The 16,437-nt window shown below is 43.5% G+C and carries 20 protein-coding genes and 2 tRNA genes; 2 read left to right on the forward strand and 20 right to left on the reverse strand.

Annotation, left to right across the window (positions count from 1 at the left end; translation table 11 throughout):
* The 3 genes from UB32_RS06800 to UB32_RS06810 form a co-directional block, all read right to left on the reverse strand.
* Positions 1-92: transfer RNA gene (locus UB32_RS06800), tRNA-Ser, on the reverse strand.
* A gap of 17 nt (positions 93-109) precedes the next feature.
* Positions 110-184 (reverse strand) — tRNA-Asn (locus tag UB32_RS06805).
* Between the two features lie 207 nt (positions 185-391).
* Complete coding sequence (locus tag UB32_RS06810; protein ID WP_044392292.1) at positions 392-883, reverse strand: SprT family protein; 492 nt, start codon at positions 881-883, stop codon at positions 392-394.
* 97 nt (positions 884-980) lie between these two features.
* Here UB32_RS06810 and cmpA point away from each other — a divergent pair, with 97 nt between their 5' ends.
* A complete protein-coding gene (cmpA, locus tag UB32_RS19805) occupies positions 981-1,091 on the forward strand; it encodes a cortex morphogenetic protein CmpA (RefSeq protein ID WP_128721505.1) in 111 nt (36 codons plus the stop codon).
* 125 nt (positions 1,092-1,216) lie between these two features.
* Here cmpA and UB32_RS06815 read toward each other — a convergent pair whose 3' ends face one another.
* The 15 genes from UB32_RS06815 to acpS form a co-directional block, all read right to left on the reverse strand.
* Complete coding sequence (locus UB32_RS06815; protein ID WP_044392294.1) at positions 1,217-1,594, reverse strand: iron chaperone; 378 nt, start codon at positions 1,592-1,594, stop codon at positions 1,217-1,219.
* 451 nt (positions 1,595-2,045) lie between these two features.
* Positions 2,046-4,235 (reverse strand): Tex family protein, encoded by a 2,190-nt coding sequence (locus UB32_RS06820; RefSeq protein ID WP_198528169.1) that lies wholly within the window; start codon positions 4,233-4,235, stop codon positions 2,046-2,048.
* Between the two features lie 117 nt (positions 4,236-4,352).
* Positions 4,353-4,949: a PP2C family serine/threonine-protein phosphatase gene (locus UB32_RS06825; protein ID WP_044392297.1), complete on the reverse strand. Its 597-nt coding sequence runs from the start codon at positions 4,947-4,949 to the stop codon at positions 4,353-4,355.
* Positions 4,946-5,740, reverse strand: a complete 795-nt coding sequence (gene sigB / locus UB32_RS06830) for an RNA polymerase sigma factor SigB (RefSeq protein ID WP_044392298.1) — start codon at positions 5,738-5,740, stop codon at positions 4,946-4,948. The genes UB32_RS06825 and sigB overlap by 4 nt, the downstream gene beginning before the upstream one ends.
* On the reverse strand, positions 5,718-6,191 hold the full coding sequence (gene rsbW / locus UB32_RS06835) for an anti-sigma B factor RsbW (RefSeq protein WP_044392299.1): 474 nt from the start codon (positions 6,189-6,191) through the stop codon (positions 5,718-5,720). The genes sigB and rsbW overlap by 23 nt, the downstream gene beginning before the upstream one ends.
* Positions 6,188-6,520 (reverse strand): anti-sigma factor antagonist, encoded by a 333-nt coding sequence (locus tag UB32_RS06840; RefSeq protein WP_044392300.1) that lies wholly within the window; start codon positions 6,518-6,520, stop codon positions 6,188-6,190. The genes rsbW and UB32_RS06840 overlap by 4 nt, the downstream gene beginning before the upstream one ends.
* A 56-nt stretch (positions 6,521-6,576) precedes the next feature.
* Positions 6,577-7,587, reverse strand: a complete 1,011-nt coding sequence (locus tag UB32_RS06845) for a PP2C family protein-serine/threonine phosphatase (protein ID WP_044392301.1) — start codon at positions 7,585-7,587, stop codon at positions 6,577-6,579.
* Between the two features lie 11 nt (positions 7,588-7,598).
* A complete protein-coding gene (locus tag UB32_RS06850) occupies positions 7,599-8,000 on the reverse strand; it encodes an anti-sigma regulatory factor (RefSeq protein WP_044392302.1) in 402 nt (133 codons plus the stop codon).
* A gap of 4 nt (positions 8,001-8,004) precedes the next feature.
* Complete coding sequence (locus UB32_RS06855) at positions 8,005-8,361, reverse strand: STAS domain-containing protein (RefSeq protein WP_044392303.1); 357 nt, start codon at positions 8,359-8,361, stop codon at positions 8,005-8,007.
* Positions 8,358-9,191: an RsbT co-antagonist protein RsbRA gene (locus tag UB32_RS06860; protein ID WP_044392304.1), complete on the reverse strand. Its 834-nt coding sequence runs from the start codon at positions 9,189-9,191 to the stop codon at positions 8,358-8,360. The genes UB32_RS06855 and UB32_RS06860 overlap by 4 nt, the downstream gene beginning before the upstream one ends.
* A 295-nt stretch (positions 9,192-9,486) precedes the next feature.
* Positions 9,487-9,837: a type II toxin-antitoxin system endoribonuclease NdoA gene (ndoA, locus tag UB32_RS06865; RefSeq protein WP_041967053.1), complete on the reverse strand. Its 351-nt coding sequence runs from the start codon at positions 9,835-9,837 to the stop codon at positions 9,487-9,489.
* A gap of 4 nt (positions 9,838-9,841) precedes the next feature.
* Positions 9,842-10,123: a CopG family ribbon-helix-helix protein gene (locus UB32_RS06870; protein ID WP_044392318.1), complete on the reverse strand. Its 282-nt coding sequence runs from the start codon at positions 10,121-10,123 to the stop codon at positions 9,842-9,844.
* A 175-nt stretch (positions 10,124-10,298) separates the two neighbouring features.
* Complete coding sequence (gene alr / locus UB32_RS06875) at positions 10,299-11,528, reverse strand: alanine racemase (RefSeq protein ID WP_044392306.1); 1,230 nt, start codon at positions 11,526-11,528, stop codon at positions 10,299-10,301.
* Positions 11,529-11,635: 107 nt separating this feature from the next.
* Entirely contained in the window at positions 11,636-12,649 is a 1,014-nt protein-coding gene (locus tag UB32_RS06880; RefSeq protein ID WP_044392308.1) for a LolA family protein, read from the reverse strand.
* Positions 12,650-12,862: 213 nt separating this feature from the next.
* Complete coding sequence (gene acpS, locus UB32_RS06885; protein ID WP_044392310.1) at positions 12,863-13,222, reverse strand: holo-ACP synthase; 360 nt, start codon at positions 13,220-13,222, stop codon at positions 12,863-12,865.
* A gap of 130 nt (positions 13,223-13,352) precedes the next feature.
* On the opposite strand from acpS, the gene UB32_RS06890 reads away from it, so the two are divergent.
* On the forward strand, positions 13,353-13,937 hold the full coding sequence (locus UB32_RS06890; protein ID WP_044392312.1) for a rhomboid family intramembrane serine protease: 585 nt from the start codon (positions 13,353-13,355) through the stop codon (positions 13,935-13,937).
* Between the two features lie 298 nt (positions 13,938-14,235).
* Here the strand turns inward: UB32_RS06890 and UB32_RS06895 are convergent, their stop codons facing one another.
* Both UB32_RS06895 and UB32_RS06900 read right to left on the reverse strand, forming a co-directional pair.
* Positions 14,236-15,693: a PH domain-containing protein gene (locus UB32_RS06895; RefSeq protein WP_044392314.1), complete on the reverse strand. Its 1,458-nt coding sequence runs from the start codon at positions 15,691-15,693 to the stop codon at positions 14,236-14,238.
* Positions 15,686-16,168, reverse strand: a complete 483-nt coding sequence (locus UB32_RS06900) for a PH domain-containing protein (RefSeq protein WP_044392316.1) — start codon at positions 16,166-16,168, stop codon at positions 15,686-15,688. The genes UB32_RS06895 and UB32_RS06900 overlap by 8 nt, the downstream gene beginning before the upstream one ends.
* Positions 16,169-16,437: the final 269 nt, after the last annotated feature.

Raw genomic sequence — 16,437 nt, forward strand, 5'->3', positions numbered from 1 at the left:
TGGCGGAGAAGGAGGGATTTGAACCCTCGCGCCGGTTACCCGACCTACACCCTTAGCAGGGGCGCCCTCTTCAGCCTCTTGAGTACTTCCCCATGCCTTGAAAAATAAATGGCTCCGCAGGTAGGATTCGAACCTACGACCGCTCGGTTAACAGCCGAGTGCTCTACCACTGAGCTACTGCGGAATAATAGTATCTGTATTTGTTTTTTAAAATAGCTTATCCAAAAAACAGCTCTATTCGTATAACAAAGCAACAATAACAGGGAGGTATTCCTCGGTGCACCGCCACTAAACATTCGTGCTTTGTCTTATCGACTCTTACTATTATAGGGAGCAGCCAAGCAAAAGTCAACTATGTTTTTAATATTTTCTCGAGCCCATCATTACAAGCTTAGAAACCTTCCATTTCGACTATTTCTTTGACTTTTACCAGTTTGCCTCGGCATTTTCCGCATACATACTTTGTAGTGTTAATGGATCTTTTCCGGCGATAAGTCAGCTTACAGCTGCTGCACTGATAAATCAGGAATTTTTGCCTTTTTGATCTTTGTTTCGTTTTAGTTTCCTCAGGCAGAGTTGAGCAAAATCTGGGAGCACCGACTTGTTTCAGCAATTCCTTAAAGTCCTTATCCTGATGCTTGTAGCCTTTCCCTTCCAGGTGAAGATGATAATGGCATAGCTCATGCTTGATGATAGCAATAAGCTCTTCTTGACCTAGCTGAGTAAAATATTTTCTATTGATTTCGATATTATGGCTATTCAGCATATAACGACCTCCGGTAGTACGGAGTCGCGGATTGAAGAAAGCTTTATGTTTGAATTGTTTATGGAATAAATCATTGGAGATGTTACGAACGAGGTTTTGTAATTCTTGATCTGTCATTTGAAACTACCTGCCTTTTTTGAAACCTGACAACCCATTATAGCATATATTAATGTTACCTTATAATGTACTTACTACTCTTAAGGAGGTATTGTTTATGCCTGTCTGGTTCCAGAATCAAATGAAACGAGCCTTCTATGAAAAAAATCGGTATCAAATCAAACTTTTAAATCAATGTTGGTTTTTTTATAAAAAGAAACAGGAGTAAAACCTATCTGCATGTCCTTCTGAAACCATAGTCACCTAATAAAGTATCACAAGTAACAAAAATTGAAAATGAAGGAGTAAAGGAAAACCGAAGCTTCAGATTACTGTCTATTTGTTACTTTCATCTTAACAAGCCGTATCTTCACCGGTGCGCCACATATCAACGGTCTTTTGGATAAATTGTTCCAATCCCGTTTCTTCAATCTTTATCGTTTTTTTGACGCGGATGCAACCTTTTCCATAATTATAGCCCGCTAATAAATTTTCTGCATTATCTACCTTATCTATGGCACCCACATAGAGACTGACATAATGTTTTTGCGCGTTTAACGCAAAGACATCGTTATCATCTTTACCATAATTCAACATCTTATAGCGAATCGCCTCTTCAAATTCGGGTGCATAAGCAAAAATCATTTGTCGAATCGCGAGCAGTTTCTCTTTACGCCAATCGTCTTCAAGCAATTCTAAATATTCTCCGGAATTCTCTGCATCATATTGCATGTTGAAGTCTCACTCCTACATTTTTCAATTTATACTGACGGTTTACAGAGAATTGGCTATCTATGCATCTTCAAGGTCCTTTATAATATTTCAAAACACTAAAAAACATACGTCAACACTGTCACTTTATTCCGAAGAGCGAGTTTTTACTTTTTATAGCGAATCGGAAATCACCCACCGATTTTTATATGTTTCGTGTTTTTTTACTAAAACAACTGCCACAAGGGCACCTTTCAAGCGGAAAGATACCCTTATGCAAACATTCCCTCCTCCATAAGGTACCATTTAGCCGGAAAGATACCCTTATTCTTTAAAAACGCCTTGGCCAGCTCCAACAACCCTGCCCGCCTAAAATGCCACGTCCTGTCGCTGGCGGGTGTAGCGCATCTGTGCATTGGAGGGCGGACCGAAACGTCTTGAGGTTAACGAAGCAAAAAGACTGCAGTATTGCTTATTCCGGTTTCCGCATCGTCAAGGCTACGCGGCCTTTTTTCTGGTCTATACTGTCCACCCATACTGTTACCACATCTCCTACCGAGACGATATCCAATGGGTGTTTGACAAAACGGTTGCTTAATTTTGAGATATGGACCAGTCCATCCTGTTTTACTCCGATATCGACGAAGGCTCCGAAATCCACGACATTTCGCACAGTTCCTTGCAGCTCCATCCCTTGTTTTAGATCCTCCAGCTTTAAGACATCTTTCTTGAGCAGCGGTGACGGCAAATCATCACGCGGGTCTCTTTCTGGTCGGACGAGAGCGTCAATGATATCTTTAAGCGTCAGTTTTCCTATCCCAAGCTGGTTTGCCGTCTGATCGATATTGATTTTTCCGAGTGCCTCTCTTAAGGAAGCTGTCCCTAAATCTGATGTTTTAAAGCCAAGACTGTCTAGTAGCTGCTTGACCTCGTCGTAGCTTTCAGGGTGAATTCCGGTGCGATCCAACGGTTCTTTTCCGTCGATGACTCGAAGGAACCCGATTGCTTGTTCATATGTCTTGGCACCAAGGCGTGGGATTTTCTTCAGCTGTGCACGACTCGTAAACTTTCCTTCTTCTTCTCGCTTCTTCACTACGTTATTAGCAACTGTCTTGGATAGGCCGGATACGTATTGCAACAGCGAAGAAGAAGCTGTGTTTACATTTACGCCTACTTGGTTAACCGCTGTTTCTACAACAAACGTCAGGGATTCAGAAAGCTTTTTCTGGCCTACATCATGCTGGTATTGCCCGACTCCAACTGATTTTGGATCAATTTTCACGAGTTCTGCCAGAGGATCCTGCAATCTGCGAGCAATCGAAACCGCGCTTCTTTCCTCTACTTGATAGTTTGGGAACTCTTCCCTGGCAATGTCGGAGGCGGAATACACACTGGCCCCGGCTTCGTTTACGATGAGATAGTACATCTCTCGATCTAATTCTTTCAGGATATCCGATACGAATTGTTCCGTTTCCCTTGATGCTGTACCGTTGCCAATGGCGACCATTTCCACACTGTATTCCTTTAAGATTTTGATGAATTTATCCCGTGCCTCAGTATTTTTAGCACCTGATGTATGCGGATAAATCACACCGATCGTTAAAACTTTTCCTGTTTCATCTACAGCAGCTAACTTGCATCCTGTCCGGAATGCTGGGTCTACCCCAAGAACGACCTTTCCTTTTAACGGTGGCTGAAGAAGAAGTTTGCGGAGGTTTTCAGAAAAAATATGAATTGCCTGCTCTTCTGCTTTTTCTGTCAATTCATTCCTGATTTCTCGTTCGATTGCAGGCTGGATTAAACGCTTATAAGCATCCTCGATTGCTTCCATAACCGGGGTAGCTGTTATGGAATGACTTTTTGAAATCCACTTGCGTTGAAGATAACTCATCATTGCATCGGTTTTTGGCTTAATTGAAACCCTTAACAGATCTTCTTTTTCACCGCGGTTGAGCGCAAGTATTCGATGAGGAACTACTTTACTGACCGGCTCCGAGTATTCGTAATACATCTCGTAAACCTTTTTCTCATCCTGCTCTTCGTTTTTGACAACAGATTCGATGGAGCCCGTCTTATAGGTTTCATTACGAATCCATTTGCGGCTGTCTGCATCGTCGGAAATAATTTCGGCGACGATGTCTTTCGCGCCTATTATAGCATCCTCGACAGAGTCAACACCTTTTTCTTCGGATAGAAACTCCTGGGCTTTTTCTTCCAAATTGCCGTTTACCGGGAATTCCAGCATCCATTGTGCAAGTGGTTCGAGCCCCTTCTCCTTGGCGACGGTGGCTTTCGTTCTTCGTTTTTGCTTATACGGACGGTATAGGTCTTCTACTTCCTGAAGCTTGATTGATTTTTCTATATCCGCTTTTAGCTCGTCTGTCAGCTTCCCTTGCTCCTCGATCAGCCTGATGACTTCTTCTTTACGCTGCTCTAAGTTCTGTATGTACTGCCACCTTTCAACGATGTTGCGAATTTGTACTTCATCTAAGGCACCTGTCATTTCTTTACGATATCGTGCAATGAATGGAACCGTGTTCCCTTCAGCGATCAAGGCAATCACACTTTGCACCTGTTTCGCTGCTAACGATTGTTCCTTGGCAATTATTTTTACATATTGGTCTTGCTTATCTACTGTTTGTGTCAAGAGACAATCCTCCATAATCATTTTAATATTGCTTGATACCTTACTAGTGTATCAAAATCGAAGAGGGCTTTACAGTTCTGCTTCTGTGGAAGGGGTATTCTCTTACCTAAAGAACAAAAAGAAGTCTACTGGCTAAAGTAGACTTCCTACAATAAAAGTTGCATCATCCATTGAGTTTGCATAGTTGTTTTTGATTTGTTCCGCTACGGAAGCTACGGACCGGAATCCCATCAAAAGAGTTTTAGCGCCGTGAATATCGAATCCATCTGAGTAAATCAGAAATTTGGAATCCGGCTCGTATACAAATCGTTGGGTGTGGAATACTTGCGGTTTCCCTGAAAGATAGCCCGTAACCGGCAAGGGATACACTAATTTGCCATTTGGTGCGTAGAGGAAAAAGCGAATATTCCCGACACAGCTGTACACGAATTGGCGGCTCTTAAAATAAACCTTGAAGATCAATACAGCGGCACCGCGCTTTTGCACCAGGATGTTGTTGCAGTATTTCATGAGTGTATCGACATCTTCATGATGGTGCCGTTCGACTACGCCAACAACTGCTTCAGATGCTTCATGGGCGTACTGTCCTGAACCAAGTCCATCTGCAACTACACAGACAAAATAATCATCGGTGGCTGTATAATAATAACTGTCACCGCACTCTAATTTACCTTCTTTGATTGTCTGGTAAGCGTAAAGTTCTATTTTATCATTGAATAGTTGAATCATGTAATGTACTCCGAATTGTTGTTTTCCGCATGAATCGCTTCCTGAAGCTTCTTGATGGCTCTTCTCTGGAGTCTTGATACATGCATCTGCGAAATACCCAGTTTGTCTCCAGCCTCTTTCTGGCTGAGGTTATCAAGATAGGTATATTGGATAATTAACTTTTCACGCTCACTAAGCACATGTAGTACCTTTTCGAGCACCATTTTCTGGTTGATTTTTTCATAGCCTTCATCAATATTTCCGACAATATCCAATAGGGTGACTGTCCCGCCATCGGAATCGGCTTCAATCGAATGATCAACCGATAGCGCCTGATAGCTTTTGCCCATTTCCATTGCTTCCAGTATTTCTTCCTCAGAAACTTCCAGTGCCTCCGCAATCTCCTCTACTCGGGGGGAGCGGTGCAGCTGGGTAGTCAAATCTTCTACGGTTGCCTTGATTTTAGGGCCAAGCTCCTTAATTCTGCGCGGTACATGGACACTCCATGTTTTATCTCTTAAAAATCTTTTGATTTCCCCGATAATGGTTGGTACAGCAAAAGCTTCGAAGCTTTTGCCGAACGTTTCATCGTAACGGCGGATTGCGCCTAAAAGACCGATCATCCCAACCTGGAATATATCTTCATGGAATGACCTTCCTTTTGAGTATTTTCTCGCGATTGTTTCAACAAGGTTTTGATAGTAAAGGACCAGCTCATTTTGGGCGTCTGCATCCTCATGCAGCTGGTAGGCTTTGATTAATTCATTAACCTCTTCTTTCGGCCGCTGCTTAGGTTGAGATTGTCTCTGCATCTCTCTCCACCTGCTCTCCTTCTCGGTACTTGGTCATAAAGACCGTGACACCCTCTTTGTGATGAATTCGAACCTCATCCATTAAGGTTTCGATCAGATATAGTCCCAAGCCTCCTTCGCGAAGGAATTCGACAGAGCTATTCTGGTCATAAGGACCGAGGCCCTGGCGCGCTGAGTGGAAATCAAAGCTTTGGCCATTATCTGCAACCATCACTTCAAGCTTCTCTTCATATAATCCAAAACCAATGATTACTTCGCCGTTTTCATTGTTTTTATAAGCATGCTGCACTGCGTTCGTACATGCCTCGCTGGTCGCAATTTTTAAATCTTCTATTTCGTCATAGGAAAATCCCATGCGGCTTGCAATCCCAGACAGTGTCAGCCGAACGACGCCGACAAATTCCGGTTTTGCCGGGATTTTCATTTCAATATAGTCAAATGACACGCTCATTGCACTCCACCCTCTATCTGGCTGTTTATATCGATAATATCGGCCAAGCCGGTGATTTCGAAAAGTCTCTCCAAACGTTCAGACACGCCGACAATTTTGAATTCGCCGCTGTGTGCACGAACGTTTTTAAATACTCCTACAAATACTCCAAGCCCAGTACTATCCATATAATTAACCTCTGAAAGGTCTACAACCATCTTTACGCCCTCTTTTTCGGACATTGGAAATAGCTTTTCACGAAGCTGCGGAGCGGTATATGCATCAATTTCGCCAGTTACTTTAATTGCTAACTTAGTTTCTGTTTCTTTCACATCTATCGAAATATTCATAAATGACCCACCTTTACAATTCAATTGCTCTTTTGATTTACCCCTTCTGGTTGTTATTAAACATCTTTTTTCAAAATGATTAAGGTGAAATCATCCCGCAATTGAAAATGCTGAAGTTTTTCAAGTTCTCTAAAGATATTATTGACTATTTCTTGAGCATTTAAGTGAATATATTTATTGATGTAGCCGATTAATGTTTCTTTTTCAATGAAACCTTCTTCCGTTCTGCATTCCGTCACACCGTCTGACATCAGGATGATCATATCGCCAGGAAATATTTCTTTTTCATACTGGGAGTACTTTGTCCGTTTGTCCACTCCTAACAGCAATCCTCTAGCCACCAGCTCAGAGAATTCCTTCTTTTTGGAATCATAATAGAAGCCAGGCTCATGCCCTGCAGAAGCATAATAGAAGATATTGTTGGAAGGATTAAACATTCCATAAAACATAGTGATGAACATGCTAGGGTCCACGTTCTGTTCAACCACTCTGTTCAGGTTTTCGAGAACACTGCTCGGGTCAAGCCGGTTTTCTGGCAGGCTGTCCATCGCATACTTAATCATCGACATGCAAAGCGCTGCCGGAATTCCTTTTCCGATTACATCCGCGATAGCGACACTAATATTGTCATTTTCGTCCAGAACAAAATGGAAATAATCACCGTTCATGTGCTTGGCAGGGACACTGATCGCACCAATATCAAATCCGGGAACGGTAGGGATACTGGTGCCCAGCAGCGTTTGCTGAACATTGGAAGCGATTTCCATTTCCGACCTTAGTTCCTCCTGCTGGTGCCTTAAGCTTTGATGCTCACGGTATGCAATTCCATATCCAACCATTACCTCGAGCAGAATATCAAAAGAATGGATAATATCTTTTGGAAGTTCAGGATACATTTCAAGAAGCAAACTTTTATGAAGGCTGATGATTTCTTCCGGAGCGACTTTGTGCTCAATCGACTTGCGGCTGAATTTCTGCCCTGCATACAATGCTTGTTCTGACTGCTCTTTAATATAATGGTGAAGAATATCCCGATACTTTGATTCCATCATTTCTCGGAAGTCCATATTGTTTCCCCCTAACGGAGCCATTTAGTTGCTTTAATTTGTGTTCCTTGTCCAGGAGTAGAATCTATGTAAAATTCATCCATAAGGCGTTTTACTCCGGGAAGGCCGGCCCCAAGTCCTCCTGATGTGGAAAAACCATCCTCCATGACTTGGCGTATTTCTCTTATACCGGGGCCGCTGTCTACTGCTTTGATCTGCAATCCCGCTTTTCCGCCTTCAGACAGTTTATCGATGCAAATTTGTCCTTTTCCGGCGTATAAGTATATGTTTCTGGCCAGTTCACTGATGGCAGTAGTGATTCTAGCCTGGTCAACCGTTCCGAAGCCTAGCTCTTTGGCAACATTCCGCCCAAGCTGGCGTGCAGCCACGATGTCCCATTCATTGATAATCGTTATGCAGGATTGGATGTTCATTCAGTTATTCCCCCAATTCCTGTTGTAATTTCTCCAAACCTTTTTCTAAATCCAATGCAGTTAGGACATCATCAAGTCCGATCCCTAATTCTATTAGCGTGATTGCAACAGCGGGCTGGATCCCTGTTAAAACTACAATCGCACCCATCAGCTTGGACATACTGATAACATCACCAAGGACTTTAGCGATAAAAGAGTCGATAAAATCGATCGATGTTAAATCAATGACAACACCATTTGAGCTAGTCTCGTGTATTTTTTGGAGCAGGTCCTCTTGAAATTGAAGAGCAGTCTGGTCATCAAGCTCCCATTGAATGGAGACCAATAGACAATCATCCAGTTTTAGGATAGGTATTCTCACTTTGCTCCCTCCAGCGAAACGATTTTTTTATTTGTCAGCTCAAGAGCTGCTTCAATTCCTCTTTTCAAATTGTTCTTCGTTGTAAATTGATTCAAATTGATTCCCAGATTGACAATCGTCTGCGCAATTTCAGGACGAATACCGACTAGCATACACTTCGCGCCGATCAGCCTAACTGCCTCCGCCGCCTGGATGATATGGTGGGCCACCATCGTATCCACGACTGGAACCCCTGTAATGTCGATAAGAACTACTTCAGAACGGTGTTTGACTGCACCTTTTAACAGGTTCTCCATGATTTGTTTTGCACGATCTGTATCGATGGTACCGACAAGAGGCATCACCGTAATTCCTTCAAATACAGGAATGAGCGGAGCGGAAAGTTCTTGAAGGGCCATTTTCTGCAGAGAAACAGTTCGTTCCCAAGTAGATGAATAGATGCTGACAATTTCATTACTCATAGGTGCTGCCCATCGGTCAAACTCGATAACAAAATCCATCTGGTTGTCAGGTATTATTATCTCGTCCTTTTGCATTGCTTCAAAAACAATACTATTAAAAGTGTGCAGGCCTTTTGTAACAAAAGTCAATGGCCAGCCAAGCCTGACGACCTTTTCAGCAAAATCCGTCAGTTTCTCTTTGTACTCTTCGCTGCTACCTTTGAAATTGGAGATGATCAGGTCGATGAACTCCTTGCTCGTCGCGTGGAATACACGGTCAGAAACTAATCGCACTACCCTGTCATCCGCTTCCTCTTTCGTCCTGTCTATCCATTGATCCAGAATCCCTTGTTTATTGTCCTGAATATAATTGGAAATTATTTTATTCATTTTACCTCCCCATTCTATCACAACAAAATTTAACATTACCCAAATCTCACAAATGTAAACCATTCTTAAAACTGTCATTAAATTATCACAAACCTTGGTCCTATATCTCCATTTAATGATATCCGTTCTCTTTCGTCAAATAAAATCAATTTATTCTAAAAAAAGAGGCAAGCGCTAAGCTTGCCTCCCACACAGAAACATCCTATTTTATTTTTTGGGGTATGTAAAAGGCCTGTCAGCAGGCCAGGTGGTTCAGTTACGAAAAACGCTCTTTTAATCAAGAGCGTGCTGTTAATTAGAATTCAATAAGACCTAAACTTACCTGAAGGGCTTCATCCACTTTTTCCATCATTTCGTCATCGAGATGGGTTATTTTATCGGTTAGGCGCTGTTTGTCAATGGTGCGTATTTGTTCCAATAATATGACCGAATCTCTTTCAAAACCGTACCGCTTCGCATCAATTTCCACATGAGTGGGAAGCTTGGCTTTTTGGATCTGTGCTGTGATCGCTGCGATAATGACTGTGGGACTGAACCGATTCCCGATATCGTTTTGAATGACCAGGACAGGGCGCACTCCGCCTTGTTCCGAGCCAACAACTGGGGATAGGTCTGCAAAATAGACGTCACCACGTTTGACAATCAAAGGATCATCCTCCGCTGACTAGACGTTCAACTGTGTGTTCAGCCTCGTATTCTGCTTGAAATGCTTCTGATGCAATGGTTAGATTAATCTTGGCCATTTCCATATAGCCACGTCTCATGGACTCGAGAATTTGTCTCTTTTTCTTCTCACGCAAAAACATTTTTGTTGCCTGATAAATAAATTCGCTGCGGTTTACGTTCTCTTGTTTAACAAATCCATCTAGTTCACTCAACAGATGCTGCGGTAACTTTACCAAAATCTCAGTTGTTGCGCTGGATTCAGACACAAACATACACCTCCACCATCATCACTACATACGATTATTAAATTCATTATCTCTCTACCATTTCTAATGGTATCACTATTTATCCAAAATGCAAAGGCAAATCAGCAATTCTTCTGTATTATCCGCTAAAAATTTACTGTTTTATGCAAGGTATTAGCGGGAATACACAGGTTTGTTAATACTTGGATTTCTCGTCTAACAACGGATTGCTCAAAGAGACGAGTTTGCCTTTTTGCATGTACAGTCTGGGTACTCTTGCAGTAATGATGCACGGGACCTCATAATTGATGGTTTCCAGCTTACAGGCAATTTCATTAATGGATATTGATTCATGTTCCTGGCTGCCAATCAGGGTAGCAACCGTTCCAACCGGAACTTCATACGGTAGTCTTACCATGCATTGATCCATGCAAATCCGTCCAATAATCGGTGACCTTTTGCCATCGACCAGTACTTCCTGGCCCTGAAGCCTTCTTATCCATCCATCAGCATACCCAATCGGCAGCGTTCCTACCCAAATCTTTTCAGGCGCTTCATAGGTAGCACCGTAGCTGACTTTGTCCCCTTTCTCCAGCTTCTTCACATGCACAATCCGCGAGTGGAGAGTGAATGCCTCCTGTAGCACAACAGGCAATTCAGGTGCAATTTTTACTGACGGTGCTAGGCCGTACATCACGATTCCTATCCTTACCGCATTAAAGCGTGCAGCCGGATGCATGAGAGCAGCGGCGCTGTTGCTAGTATGAACGACGGGCGGCTGATGATTCATTATTGATAGCATGTCCTTAAATAAGGAAAGCTGCCTATTGAAATACGTATCATCCAATTCATCCGCAGTCGCAAAATGAGTGTAAATCCCGTGAAGTTGCAAGCGTGGGTCTTCTTCGAAAAGTCTCTCCATAGCCTTCAGCTCTCCTTCGGTGCGAATTCCAAGCCTGCCCATGCCTGTATCTATTTTTAGATGGAGGAAAAGCGCAGCATCCTTTTTCAAAATTTTTTGCGCGTGTTTCAGCCATTCTTTTTGAAAAACAGTTAGAATGATTCCTGCCTCAGCTGCGATATTCACGTCCCCTGGTCTGCTGGCACCTAGGACAAGGATCGGTGCTGTAATCCCTTTTTCCCTTAAGGCTAGCGCTTCGTCCATGAACGCCACTGCAAGCATCGATGCCCCCGCTTTCAATGCGACCTCCGCCACTTGAAAATCACCGTGTCCATAAGCATTGGCCTTCACAACGGCAATAATCTCCACATCCTTTGACAAATGAGCTGAGATTTCTGTTAAATTGTTTTGGATTCGATCCAAATCTACTTCCGCCCATGTATCACGAAAAAAAAACCTTTGTTCCTCCACCGAAAACTCCACTTCCTTCAGTCCAAGCGTTATTTCAATTATTTTTATTATCAAACTGAAGGAACTCCATGTCAATTGAATATTATAGAATGGAAGTTCACAAGAAGGACTTTTCCCCATAAAAATAACAGGCCCAAGAAGCTGAGCCTGCTTGCCAATTGTTATTTTTCCATATCGGCCTGAACGGATTTAGCGACCATTTCCAGTTCTTCTTGTGATAGATCGGTGGATGCCAGCATATAATCGACTCCGAGATGCGTCCATGATACGGAAGTTTCATTCATGGCACCGATAGTAAACCCAAGATCGACTGGCTTTCCAGTCATGGTAATTGGAGAGGACATTGCAGGCATGGCATCTGCCTTTTCCTGGATGAGCGTGAAGGACTTGTCGCCGTCGTACGTCAAGATAACCCGCTTGCCATTCTCGGTTGTGATTTCTTTTTCATCAACCAGCTTCACATTTGGGAGTTCAGCAACAGGATATTTTACTGTGAATTCCTTGTCTTCCACATTTGCCATAACCTGAACTTCAAGCTGGGCAGCTGTCATATTTTTTTTCATGTCAAACGCATCCTTATCAAAGCTTGCGTCGAATTTCACATCAGAGAATTCCACCGTAACCAATGCATTGCGGTCGGGATCCATCACCTTCACACTGACTGGTGTCAGGTTTTTCTTGTTCAGTATGATTTCCTGAGTCGGAAGCATCTTGTTGTTTTGGTATCTTGTTTTTGTTTCGAACACGTAATGCTCTTTGGTCGCCGAGAATTTCGCTTCCTTATCTTCGAGGATATCAGTAATTAATGATTCGTAAAGATAAGCCTGGCTGCTGTTTTTCGGCCATTCACTTTGAAAACGGAAGCTCTTGTTCAAAGCAGGTGTTAGAACAAACACTCCCTCCTCATTCCGAAGGATCATCTGGCTCTGGTCCTTCTGGGCATTCTTTAAATTTACACGGTAAAATGACGGTTCTTTGTGCCAAATCTCCACATCATACACTTGCGGCTCGGTCCCCATCTGCAATGTCATCTTGGCCTTCGCTTTGTAACTTTTTAAGTCATTAAGCGTCCCGTCCAAGTCCTTCACCACAGATTCCTGTGATTTCGTCCCACAGGCAGCCAGAGCAAAAATAACCATGAGCCCGGCGAGAAGCAGCAACAACTTTTTTTTCATTCCTTCAACCCCTTTTAGTCTCATTTAAACGTGTAAAGGGAAAGAAAGGACAGGAATAAGACACTGGCTGCAAAAGTGCTTGAGTAGTCTTCGTGCAGCCTTGTTCTCGCCGCCCTAGCCTTGTCTCCCTTACTGCATTATGAATATATGAGACAACCTGGGCGAATATGCCCCTGGGATTTTTAGCAACATGATAATTTTCTATTTTCAAAATCAATAAACGACTTTTTCGATGATCACCTGCGCAATCGCATAATGCTCGCTATGAGAAATGGATAAGTGAACCCCTTCCATAAGTGGCTTGAGAACAACCGGGCGTCCATGCGAATCGTTTGCAATTTCTATATCAGTAAATGACAGCTCCTTGCCAATGCCAGTCCCTTTCGCTTTTGAAAAAGCTTCCTTCGCCGCCCATCTTCCCGCAAGGAATTCGATTGCTCGCCGTTCTTTATATTTAAGATATGTCTCTCTTTCCTTTTCAGTTAGCACTCTTTCTGGAAAACGAGGCTGCGAATCAACCAGTTTGCGAATTCTGCTGATTTCGACAATATCAATACCTGTACCGATGATCATTTTCTGTCTCCCTTCTAAAAAAACTTTCTTTTGCATACAAAATAGTGTACAACTTTTGCTGACTAGGGCTATCCTTTATGTAGGTACTAATTTAATTGAGCAACACGAATTTCGTAACCAGGGGGTTTCCATGTTTACTAGGACTGAAAGCTTTCGTGACTTCATCCGTTTTTACCCGGTCATTTCCTTCATCATTGTTATTCATATCTTATTATACTTGTTGACGGCATTGCCAATTTTTCCGAACCAATACTTGCTTGAACGTTTGGCAGGAGTAAATCTGTACGTAGTCAATGGTGAGTATTGGCGGCTGGTCACTCCGATATTCATGCATGCTGGCTTTGCGCACATGCTATTCAACAGCTTTTCACTCGTCTTATTTGGTCCGGCACTCGAGCAGCTGCTTGGCAGAACAAAGTTTATCTTAGTGTATCTTGGTACAGGAATTGCCGCGAACGTGGCCACCTTGTTGCTTGAACCGCTGACCTATACCCATGTCGGCTCGAGCGGTGCGATCTTTGGCTTGTTTGGCTTCTATATTTCGATCATCCTGTTCCGAAAAGCAATGTTGTCGCGCGAGAACTCACAGACTATTTTAACCATCGCTATCATCGCCGTTCTCATGACTTTTTTCCAGTCGAACATTAACGTTTCCGCCCATCTTTTTGGCATGCTGTCCGGCTTCCTGATCGGCGCAGCAGCTTATAGAAGGTAAAAAAATGGGTACCTCTTTTAAGTCTGTTTGAAAAAAATAAAGCGAATTGGAAATAACTAGTCCCAAAATTTTATGTGTTTCGTTTTTTTTCACTAAAACAACTGCTATAAGGTCATCTTTCTTGCGGAATGATACCCTTATGCGGGCGTTTTCTCCTCCATAAGGGCATCTCTCTTGCGGAATGATACCCTTATGCGGGCGTTTTCTCCTTCATAAGGGCATCTTTCTTGCGGAATGATACCCTTATGCGGGCGTTTTCTCCTCTCCATAAGAAAAGCGCCCAGAAAGGCGCTTTTTATCATTCGTTTGGAGTGCTTATCTTATGTGAATACCAATGATAGATTTGATCGGCGTCGCGCTTTTCAAGATCAACGACTTTGCCGCCGGCACCGCCATGCCCGGACTTGACGATTGCTTCTACCGTGGCAAGCTTCAGTTTCTTCTGAAAAGCGCTTTGTTTGACACTGAAGGACTGGATCTTATTTTTCCTCATGTATACAGTATTTTTGGCCATGTTTCGATAACGGAACGTCAACATCCCTTCGTCCAGGCTCCAGGCTGCATCCTTATAATGAAGGTAAGACCAAATGGACGAGAAAGCAAGCAAAGTCACTGCTCCATAACCCCAAGGCCTGAAAAACCAGACAGCCAAAGCGAGAATCGGCAAGACAAAAATCCAGCCTTTCATTACATATCTCCGGTAAGCCCGTTTAGGTGCAGAGGAGAAACGGACGCGAAAATGGTAATCGGACAAATATGGTTCAAGCAAGCTGGGAATTGTTTTCTTTTTCACGATTGGCAGGATGAGGACTTTGGCGCTCTCCTGGTCAAGTGCCGAACCACCTGCACTCTCCACGAATGCTGAGGCATACCCGAGCGGTTGCCTAATTAGGTTCTCGGTGATCCGCACTGCCTGGATCCTGCTCATTGGGATCGTAAACTGGCGCTTCTCCAATAATCCTCGAGTAATCACAAGGTCATCAGCCACTTTTTTCACGGTAAAATTGGCATATTTCAGTATCGTCCCTAGAAGGGCAATCAGCCAGGCGAACAGGAAGCCGATGAAAACAACAACACTGATAAAAAGAACGCCATTTTGCACAAAATTCTCGAAGCCATTAAAAATCTGTTCATAGGGAATGAATTCTTCAAATTGGAACACGAATGCCAGCACGGCAGAAATAACCACACCTACTCCGCCAGAAGTTGTTGCCAGCATCAACAGCTCAGGGACAGAAATTTTATAAAGTACATCTTCCCGTAAGAACCGGTCTTCGTCTTCGTGCTGGATTTGGCCGTTCTTCTTGATTGCGACCAGATAGTCATGGATTTCCTGGGCGTCTTGCTTCGTGATCGCCGTGAGGACTGCTTCGCCATCCTGCAGGCCCATCCCGCCTGAGCCCGCGGTCTCCACTTTTACCTTCACAAGCCCGAACATCCTCTGCAATATCCCTTCCGACAAATCAATGCTCTGAATCCGATCAAATGGAATGTACCGTTTTTTTCTGACAATCAGTCCATATTCCATCCTTAGTTCTCCCTGCTCGATTCGGAAGGTAAAACGATGCCATGACAAAACCCCATATACCAACACCAGTACGACAACCGCGATAGACCCTATAAGATAAAAAAGATCCCAATCCGTCCCCCTGCTTCCAAAAACAACGAAAATCAGGAACGGAATAAGCATTTCTTTCAATTGTCGCAACGCATAGACGACTGCTGCCACCGGGTGCATCTTTTTCGGTTCAGACATCTTCATCTGCCACCCTTGCCAGGCGTGAAATGGACATTCTCAAGCTTTCCGCTTCCTCCATATCAAGCGCTGGTATTTCATGGACCGTTGCTGCAGTGGAAACGGTTACCGTTGCCAATTGGTATTTCCTCAACAGCGGACCTTGCAGCGTATCAACATGCTGGACGCGAATCATTGGAATAAGCGTCCTTTTTACGATGAAAACTCCGTATTGAAGCTCAATTTCTTGTTCTCTTACTTCATAACGCCAGCGTTTCCACCGCATTTGCGGAACTAAGAAAATGAACAAATAGCTATAGATAACGGCAACAGCAACCGCTGCTCCAATGATCGATTTTTGCAAATTAAAAATAATTGCAACAGCGACCAAACTGCCTGCTAGAATCCAAACCATCAAGGAGTGAAGACCAGCAGCAATTTTCCAGACAGTCAAAGCCCGCCGAGAAATCCGCTTTTGCGGCTCAGAAATCGTCATAAATGCTCCTCCTGTTTTCCCATTTCTCCGTTTAGTATACAACAACTACAGTATAGTGACGGACCAAAAAGCGCAAGCGCCTCGAACAGCCCCGACAAGCGCTGCCCACCTAAACGCCACGTCCTGTGGCTGGCGGGTCTAGCACGTCCTATGCCTCGGAGGGCCGACCGGTGAAGTCGTTCTTTGACTTCACTTGGCGGACCGAAACCGAAAAGTATAGCCGACTGCCCAGAAACGTAGAAACTGGAGACTCCACCAGAAGAAGCGCT

The sequence above is a fragment of the Mesobacillus subterraneus genome, assembly GCF_000934845.1.
Classification (GTDB): Bacteria; Bacillota; Bacilli; order Bacillales; family Cytobacillaceae; genus Mesobacillus; species Mesobacillus stamsii.